Annotated in this window: 9 tRNA genes and 1 rRNA gene; all 10 read right to left on the reverse strand. The window is 50.7% G+C overall.

Annotation, left to right across the window (positions count from 1 at the left end):
- Positions 1 to 129: 129 nt before the first annotated feature.
- Positions 130 to 205: transfer RNA gene (locus tag CWR48_RS18405), tRNA-Ala, on the reverse strand.
- Positions 206 to 218: 13 nt separating this feature from the next.
- A tRNA-Pro gene (locus CWR48_RS18410) sits at positions 219 to 295 on the reverse strand.
- 8 nt (positions 296 to 303) lie between these two features.
- Positions 304 to 380 (reverse strand) — tRNA-Arg (locus tag CWR48_RS18415).
- A 3-nt stretch (positions 381 to 383) separates the two neighbouring features.
- Positions 384 to 472 (reverse strand) — tRNA-Leu (locus CWR48_RS18420).
- A gap of 7 nt (positions 473 to 479) precedes the next feature.
- Positions 480 to 554: transfer RNA gene (locus CWR48_RS18425), tRNA-Gly, on the reverse strand.
- A gap of 17 nt (positions 555 to 571) precedes the next feature.
- Positions 572 to 656 (reverse strand) — tRNA-Leu (locus CWR48_RS18430).
- Positions 657 to 662: 6 nt separating this feature from the next.
- Positions 663 to 738: transfer RNA gene (locus tag CWR48_RS18435), tRNA-Lys, on the reverse strand.
- A gap of 33 nt (positions 739 to 771) precedes the next feature.
- Positions 772 to 847 (reverse strand) — tRNA-Thr (locus CWR48_RS18440).
- 4 nt (positions 848 to 851) lie between these two features.
- A tRNA-Val gene (locus CWR48_RS18445) sits at positions 852 to 927 on the reverse strand.
- A gap of 13 nt (positions 928 to 940) precedes the next feature.
- A 5S ribosomal RNA gene (gene rrf, locus CWR48_RS18450) occupies positions 941 to 1,030 on the reverse strand; the annotation flags it as partial.

The following is a 1,030-nucleotide window of genomic DNA, read 5'->3' on the forward strand; positions in this document are numbered from 1 at the left end:
AGAAGTGTTACCTTCTTGTTTTGTTGAAAAGAAAACACGTTTCTTTTCGTTGACATACTGGTTGTTTTGTTCAGTTTTCAAAGAGCAAATTAAAAGTTTGCTTATAAATGCGACTCTTTTATTATATTATGGTGGAGCCTAGCGGGATCGAACCGCTGACCTCCTGCGTGCAAGGCAGGCGCTCTCCCAGCTGAGCTAAGGCCCCATAGTAAAAATAATGGTCGGGAAGACAGGATTCGAACCTGCGACCCCTTGGTCCCAAACCAAGTGCTCTACCAAGCTGAGCTACTTCCCGTAAAAATATGGTGCGCCCGACAGGGATCGAACCTACAACCTTCTGATTCGTAGTCAGATACTCTATCCAATTGAGCTACGGGCGCATATGGTGCCGAGGACCGGAATCGAACCGGTACGGTAGTCACCTACCGCAGGATTTTAAGTCCTGTGCGTCTGCCAGTTCCGCCACCCCGGCAAGGGCTTGGAGCGGAAGACGGGATTCGAACCCGCGACCCCCACCTTGGCAAGGTGGTGTTCTACCACTGAACTACTTCCGCTTAAGGCATATTTAAAATGGTGCGGGTGAAGGGACTTGAACCCCCACGTCCGAAGACACTAGATCCTAAGTCTAGCGCGTCTGCCAATTCCGCCACACCCGCAAGTAATGGTGAGCCATGAAGGATTCGAACCTTCGACCCTTTGATTAAAAGTCAAATGCTCTACCGACTGAGCTAATGGCTCATACTATTAAGTGCACCATTTCAAGTGATACAATGGTGCCGGCCAGAGGACTTGAACCCCCAACCTACTGATTACAAGTCAGTTGCTCTACCAATTGAGCTAGGCCGGCAAAATGGTGGAGGATGCAGGGCTCGAACCTGCGACCCCCTGCTTGTAAGGCAGGTGCTCTCCCAGCTGAGCTAATCCTCCATTGCATATAACCGCCTGGCGGCGTCCTACTCTTGCAGGGACAAAGTCCCAACTACCATCGGCGCTGAAGAGCTTAACTACTGTGTTCGGGATGGGAACAGGT

It is taken from the genome of Oceanobacillus arenosus (assembly GCF_003369575.1).
GTDB lineage: Bacteria > Bacillota > Bacilli > Bacillales > Amphibacillaceae > Oceanobacillus > Oceanobacillus arenosus.